The sequence below is a fragment of the Stenotrophomonas sp. HMWF023 genome, from assembly GCF_003060985.1.
Lineage (GTDB): Bacteria > Pseudomonadota > Gammaproteobacteria > Xanthomonadales > Xanthomonadaceae > Stenotrophomonas > Stenotrophomonas lactitubi.
Window position 1 is genome coordinate 1 of record NZ_QAIJ01000118.1, and the last position, 6,508, is coordinate 6,508.

The window sequence follows — 6,508 nt, forward strand, 5'->3', positions numbered from 1 at the left end:
GGCTCATCGGCAGTGCGCTCGCGGCGCCGGGTTCAGGAAAGGGCGCCAGCATACCGAAGGCGTGGCGGAGCGGGCAGGGTGGGGGGACTCCCCATTCATGAATTGCGGGCGGTAGACGCCGACCTTGGTCGGCGCTTTTACAAGCCAGTGCCGACCAAGGTCGGCACCTACCGATATCCTGCGGTCAGAAACGGCGGCGCCGTCCAGCCTCCGGCCCACTCAGCCCAGCAGTGAACTCTCGCCACGGCTCTTGCCGCCGCCCTGCGGCGCGGCCATCCACATGCGGCCGGCCAGACGCGAGAACGGCAGCGACTGCAGCCAGACCTTGCCCGGCCCGGTCAGGGTGGCCAGGAACACGCCTTCGCCACCGAACAGCACGCTTCGGATGCCTTTGACCCGGCGCACGTCCATGTCCACCGTCGGGTGATAGGCGACGATGCAGCCGGTATCGACATCCAGGCGTTCGCCGGCGGCCAGCTCACGCTCGACCACGCAGCCGCCGGCATGGATGAACACCCAGCCGTCGCCTTCCAGCTTCTGCATGATGAAACCTTCGCCGCCGAACAAGCCGGTCATGATCTTGCGCTGGAACTGCACGCCGATCTGCACGCCGCGCGCGCCCGCCAGGAAGCTGTCCTTCTGGCAGATCAGGCGTCCGCCGTGCTGGTCCAGCTTCATCGCCAGCACGGTGCCGGGATAGGGCGCAGCGAAGGCGACCTTGCCGCGGCCCTGGCCGGTCTGCGTGTAGACGGTGGCAAAGAGGCTCTCACCGGTCAGCACGCGCTTGCCGGCGGCCATCACCTTTTCCATGAAACCGCTGCCCTGGCCACCGCGTGCGCCGCCGCCGAAGACGGTATCCATCTGCACCGACGCGTCCTTGAACATCAGCGCGCCGGCCTCGGCCACCGCACCTTCGCCAGGGTCCAGTTCGATTTCCACGAACTGCATTTCATGGCCGACGATGCGGAAGTCGATGCGGTCGGCACGGCCGCCGGCTGATGCTGTTGCGGCTGCGGGCATGGCTGCGGGCATGGCTGCGGGCATCGGCGGCGGCGCTGCCGTCGCGGCGCCGGCCTGCTGCAGGGCGACGATTTCGGACACTGGTGTCCACCCTGTCATGCCCTGGCACCAGGCCAACGCGCGTGGATTGGCCTGTGCGAAGCGGCGCGCAGCCTCCTCGTCGAACGGACCGACACGGTCGGCCTGGCCGGGAGCATGGAAGTACCACTGGGTCATCGCAGCAGGTCCGTTGCGGGGGGAAAGCCCGAGTCTAGCGGCAGCTTCCGGCGGTCCGCGAGGCGGCCATGAACGATCGGCATTTGCGAGGGAGGTGCTGTATTGCAACAATTATCTGGTAGCGCCGTTTTACCACCCCTCCAAACACAGCCTACCGCCATGTCTCCGACCCGTACTTCCCGTGGCCGCTCTCCGGTCGCGCGCCCGCTCGTTGTCGCTCTTTCCGCCCTGCTGCCGCTGGCAGCAGCCGCCCAGGAAACCCCCGCCGCCAAGGATCCGGTCGCCCTCGATGCGCTGCAGGTGACTGCACAACGTCGCGTCGAGAACGCCAAGGACGTACCGGTTGCGATCAGCGCGATCCAGGGCGAAAAGCTCGACGTGCTCGGTTCTGCGGGCGATGACATCCGCTTCCTTGCTGCGCGCGTGCCCAGCCTCAACATCGAATCGTCCTACGGCCGTGCCTTCCCGCGCTTCTACATCCGCGGCCTGGGCAACACCGATTTCGACCTCAATGCATCGCAGCCGGTCTCGCTGGTGTACGACGATGTGGTGCAGGAAAGCCCGCTGCTGAAGGGCTTCCCGCTGTTCGACCTGGCCGGTGTGGAAGTGCTGCGCGGTCCGCAGGGCACCCTGTTCGGGCGCAACACCCCGGCCGGCGTGGTCAAGTTCGATTCGGCGCGTCCGTCGCAGGATGCCGATGGCTACGTGCGCGTGGGCTATGGCACCTACAACAGCTGGAACGTGCAGGGCGCCTACGGCGGCCCGCTGACCGACCGCTGGTCCGCACGCGTGTCGGCCATCTACCAGCGTCGCGACGACTGGGTGGACAACACCCGTGCCGGTGCGCCCAACAGCGGCTTCGAAGGCTATGACGAAGCCGCCGGCCGCGTGCAGTTCCTGTACGAAGGCGATGATTTCGAAGCGCTGTTCAACCTGCACAAGCGCAAGCTCAACGGCACCGCTCGCCTGTTCCGCGCCAACATCATCGAGAAGGGCGGCAATTCGCTGGTCGAGAACTTCGACCGCGACAAGGTCGCCAACGACGGCGTCAACTTCTCCGACCTGGAAACCTGGGGCGGCAGCGCGCGCCTGCAGTGGAACCTCGGTTCGGTGACCCTGCATTCGATCACCGGCTATGAGACCGCCGAATCGCTCAATCGCGGCGACATCGACGGCGGCTACGGCGCCGCGTTCCTGGGTGCAGGCAACTCCGGCCCGGGCCTGATCCCGTTCCCGTCCGAGTCGGCCGACGGCCTGCCGCACCACCGCCAGTGGACCCAGGAATTCCGCGTGGAGTCCAACGAATGGGGCCGCTTCGACTGGCAGGCCGGCGTCTTCTATTTCGATGAAGACGTCACCATCAACAACTTCAACTACGACTCGCTGACGCCGGGCAACCCGCAGACCGGCCACGTCGTGCAGCAGCAGCGCAACAAGGCGTGGGCGGTGTTCGCCTCGGGTGATTTCGATGTCACCGACCGCTTCAAGCTGCGTGCCGGTGTGCGCTACACGCAGGACAAGAAGGACTTCAGCGCCAGCGTGCTGCAGCAGACGCCGGGCGGTACGCCGGTCAGCGGCCCGTATCTGGCCAACACCGACGTCAACGACGTCAGCTGGGATGTCAGCGGCGTGTACAAGCTGACCGACAACGTCAATGCCTATGCACGCGTGGCCAAGGGCTTCCGTGCACCGTCGATCCAGGGCCGCCTGGCGTTCGCACCGGGCCTGTCGCAGGCCGATTCGGAGAAGGTGATTTCGTATGAGGCCGGCATCAAGGCCGATCTGTTCGAGCGTCGCGCACGCCTCGGCTTCAGCGTGTTCCGCTACGACGTGGACGGCCAGCAGCTGATCGCCGTCGGCGGCGGCAACAACACCGCTACCCTGCTCAACGCTGACAAGACCATCGGCCAGGGCGTGGAGCTGGACCTGGAGGCCTACCTGGCCGACAACGTCCTGCTGACCTTCGGCAGCAGCTACAACGACACCGAGATCAAGGACAAGAACCTGGCGGTGGCGATCTGCGGCGGCGGCTGCACCATCACCGACCCGACCACCATCATCAATGGTGGCACCTACGCGCTGGTCAACGGCAATCCGCTGCCGCAGGCGCCGAAGTGGATCCACAACGCGACCCTGCGCGTGGGCTTCCCGCTCAGCGATGGCAGTGAGCTGTATGCCTACACCGACTGGGCCTACCGCAGCGCGGTGAACTTCTTCATCTACGAGTCGCCGGAGTTCCGTGGCCGCAGCTCGCTGGAAGGTGGCCTGCGCCTGGGTTACAACTGGGATTACGGCCAGTACGACGTGGCCGTGTTCGGCCGCAACCTGACCAACCAGACCCGTGTGGTCGGCGCGATCGACTTCAACAACCTGACCGGCTTCCTCAACGAGCCGCGTACCTGGGGCGTGGAGTTCACCGCGAAGTTCTGATGCGGTTGCTGCGGTAATGCAATGAAGAAGGGCCGGCGCAATGCCGGCCCTTCTGTTTCCTGCTTCCTGTAGAGCCGAGCATGGCTCGGCTCTACAGAGGCGTGGCTTACAGCGCGCTCTGCGGGCGCACCTTCAGCACCGCGTTTTCGGTGGCGCAGTCACGGCTGGAATGCAGGCCGGCCTTGCGCGCAGCAGCGATTTCCCTGCGTGCGGCCAGCAGATCCTTGTTGAACGCAGCGTTGTCATGCAGGCGGGCAACGGCGGTTGCGCCCATGAAGCGGCCTTCGAGGATGTCACTCTGCCAGTGCACGTTGCACACCAGGCGGCTCTCGCCGTAGTTGCGGCCACGGGCCTGGATGGCATCGGCGCGGTCCGGTGCGATCTCCGACAGGATCAATGCCCATGCCCAGCCGATCGAGGTGTGGCCGGACGGGTAGGAACCGTTGCTGCGCAGACCCTCCTCATCCTTCGGCGAGCAGGTCGGCTCGCCGTTGACCATGAACGGACGGGGGCGCTGGTACTTGTTCTTGGCGGCCTTGGTGGCAGCACTGGCGTCGATGCGGCTGCGCTCCAGCAGGCGGTACAGGGCCGGGGTCTTCACTGCATCGACGTCGATGTCGGCGGCGCAGGAAAAGTGGTTGGCACCTTCCGGGAAGCCCAGTTCGGCATCGACACTTGCCTGGGCAAAGCGCGGGCTGCCGCGCAGCGCACGTGCCTCGCGGCTGACCTGCTCATCCAGCGCGAAGGCGGCCGAGCCGGCGGCCGGTGGCGCAGGCACCAGATCGATGCTGGCCGGCACTGCGGTCTTGTCCAGGTAGCCCACGGCCTTGGTGGTGACGTTGGCTTCGACGGCGGTCGGCTTGCTGGCGGTGGCGGCACAGCCGGCCAGCGACAGCGCGATGGCCAGGCCGAGCAAGGGACGGGCAGGGGGGAGGATCGACGACATGGGCAGACTCGGGCAGGGAACTCGCCGGCCATGATCGCAGCCTCGATTGCCGGCCGCAGCGTCCATCGGTCATACGGCCAGACCCGGCATGGTCAGCCGCTGGGCGATGAAAACAGTCATCAAGTGTAGGCAATCTGCTGAATCCGGGCGCAGCGCACGGACTTTCACGCGCTGCCGCCATGAGCATCAGGTCACAGCCGGGCCGGGGGGATCCGCTGAAAGGGAGAGAAGCGATGCGCAGCACCGCAACAGGAAGTACCGTTCTGGCCCTGGTCCTGGGGTTGGCGACCGCCCCGGCGCAGGCCGCCGATGTCTACGGCGTGGCCTTCGTGCATGGCACCGGCGCGCAGACCAATGCCACGCAGGACTACTGGCAGCCGGCGATCATCGACACCGTCCGCCAGGGCCTGCCGAACAGCAGCAATTACGTGGTCATCAACTGCGACTTCACCCAGTACATGTGGAAGCCGGAAGCGGCCGGCTGCCTGGCCAACCAGCTCACCGGCTTCATCGACAGCCGTGGCATCACCCAGCTGGTGGTGATCACCCACTCCAACGGCGGCAACGTGATGCGCTGGATCCTGTCCAACCCCACCTACGACAGCCGCTACCCGAAGATCATCAACCGGGTGCGCAAGGTCACTGCGCTGGCGCCCTCGTCGGCAGGTACGCCGCTGGCCGACGCCGTACTCAACGGCAACACCTTCGAAACCTCGCTGGGCTGGCTGCTGGGCTACAAGAGCGATGCCGTGCGCATGCAGCAGGTGGGACACATGGCCACCTACAACGCGCAGAACCTGTATGGCACCGCCGGCCGCCCGGCCCTGCCCAAGCCGTTCCGCGCCGTGGTCGGCAGCGATGTCGAATCGGCGGTGTGGGACAGCAACAGCTACTGCGGTGGCTATGCCGCCAACGTCGGCCTGGAATTCACCCAGAACTGGCTGTCGTCGTGCTCGGACGGTTTCCTCGAATGCAGCAGCCAGAAGGCGGCCGGCACCCTGTGGTTCACCGACAAGGCGCGCACCCAGGGCGCCGAGCCGCTCAGCCACAACCAGAGCCGCCGCGAGTGCTTCGGCCTCGGCAGCATCCTGCGCAACGACCTGACCCAGTGAGGGAGATGACCATGACGATCCATTCCACCTTGCTGGCTGCCGCCGTGCTGGCGGTCCTTTCCACCGCATCGGCGCAGGCCGCGCAGCCGCTGCGCGTCGCCGCTGGCGACCAGATTCCCGCTGGCCTGGTTGCGGCGCCGCTGCTTGCCGACGAAAGCGAGCACGCGCCACTGGCCTTCGCCTGGGCGCTGGACCCGGCGCAGCCACTGCAGGCCCCCGGCCCCCAGGCCGCGATCAGCCGCAGCTACTGGCAGCAGGTCGACGGTGCCGAGCTGCAGCGCGGCCTGGAACTGCCGCTGAGCGCACCCGATGCGGTGATCCAGCTCAGCCCGGCGCCGGGTGCCCGCGCGCTGCCGGCCAGCGCGCTGCAGGTACGTGATCCGGCGGGGCGCAGCAGCGTCGCGCGCAGTGTCGACGCACGCCAACTGCAGGATGCGGGCATGCCGGTCAGCGATGGCAGCAGCATGCTGCGCACCGGTACCACCAGCGCAGCTGGCGCTTACCGGTTGCAGAGCGCACAGGCGCAGGGCCGCTACGTGGTGCAGGTGCTGGAGCCCAACAGCCCGCTGCGGTTGGAAGTGCAGGCCAGCCAGGCGCAGGTGCTGGCCGGTGGCAACGTGCAGCTGCAGGCACGGCTGCTGGAAGACGGTGCCAGCGCGGCGGCGTTGCGCACACGACGCGGCAGCCTTGGCGGTGAAGCACTGCTGGTCGCACCCGATGGCCGCAGCTGGCCGCAGCGGCTGCTGCGCACCACCGATGGCAGCCTGCGTGCACAGGTGAGGAT

Annotated in this window: 5 protein-coding genes; 3 read left to right on the forward strand and 2 right to left on the reverse strand. The window is 67.1% G+C overall.

All coding sequences use genetic code 11. From position 1 onward, the window contains the following. Positions 1-219 precede the first annotated feature (219 nt). The gene (locus DBR20_RS06145; protein ID WP_108265570.1) at positions 220-1,236 is read right to left on the reverse strand and encodes a TIGR00266 family protein; all 1,017 of its coding nucleotides are present in this window, start codon (positions 1,234-1,236) and stop codon (positions 220-222) included. A gap of 159 nt (positions 1,237-1,395) precedes the next feature. Between DBR20_RS06145 and DBR20_RS06150 the strand changes: the two genes are divergently transcribed. Next, positions 1,396-3,666, forward strand: a complete 2,271-nt coding sequence (locus DBR20_RS06150) for a TonB-dependent receptor (protein WP_108265571.1) — start codon at positions 1,396-1,398, stop codon at positions 3,664-3,666. A gap of 106 nt (positions 3,667-3,772) precedes the next feature. On the opposite strand, the gene DBR20_RS06155 is transcribed toward DBR20_RS06150, so the two are convergent. Further along, positions 3,773-4,612 carry a phosphatase PAP2 family protein gene (locus DBR20_RS06155; RefSeq protein WP_108265572.1) on the reverse strand — a complete coding sequence of 280 codons (840 nt, stop codon included), beginning with the start codon at positions 4,610-4,612 and terminating at the stop codon, positions 3,773-3,775. Positions 4,613-4,845: 233 nt separating this feature from the next. Between DBR20_RS06155 and DBR20_RS06160 the strand changes: the two genes are divergently transcribed. After that, the gene (locus DBR20_RS06160; RefSeq protein ID WP_089241829.1) at positions 4,846-5,724 is read left to right on the forward strand and encodes a hypothetical protein; all 879 of its coding nucleotides are present in this window, start codon (positions 4,846-4,848) and stop codon (positions 5,722-5,724) included. Positions 5,725-5,735: 11 nt separating this feature from the next. Further along, positions 5,736-6,508 (forward strand): DUF4785 family protein (locus DBR20_RS06165; protein WP_219927792.1); only part of this gene is annotated, 773 nt, incomplete at its 3' end.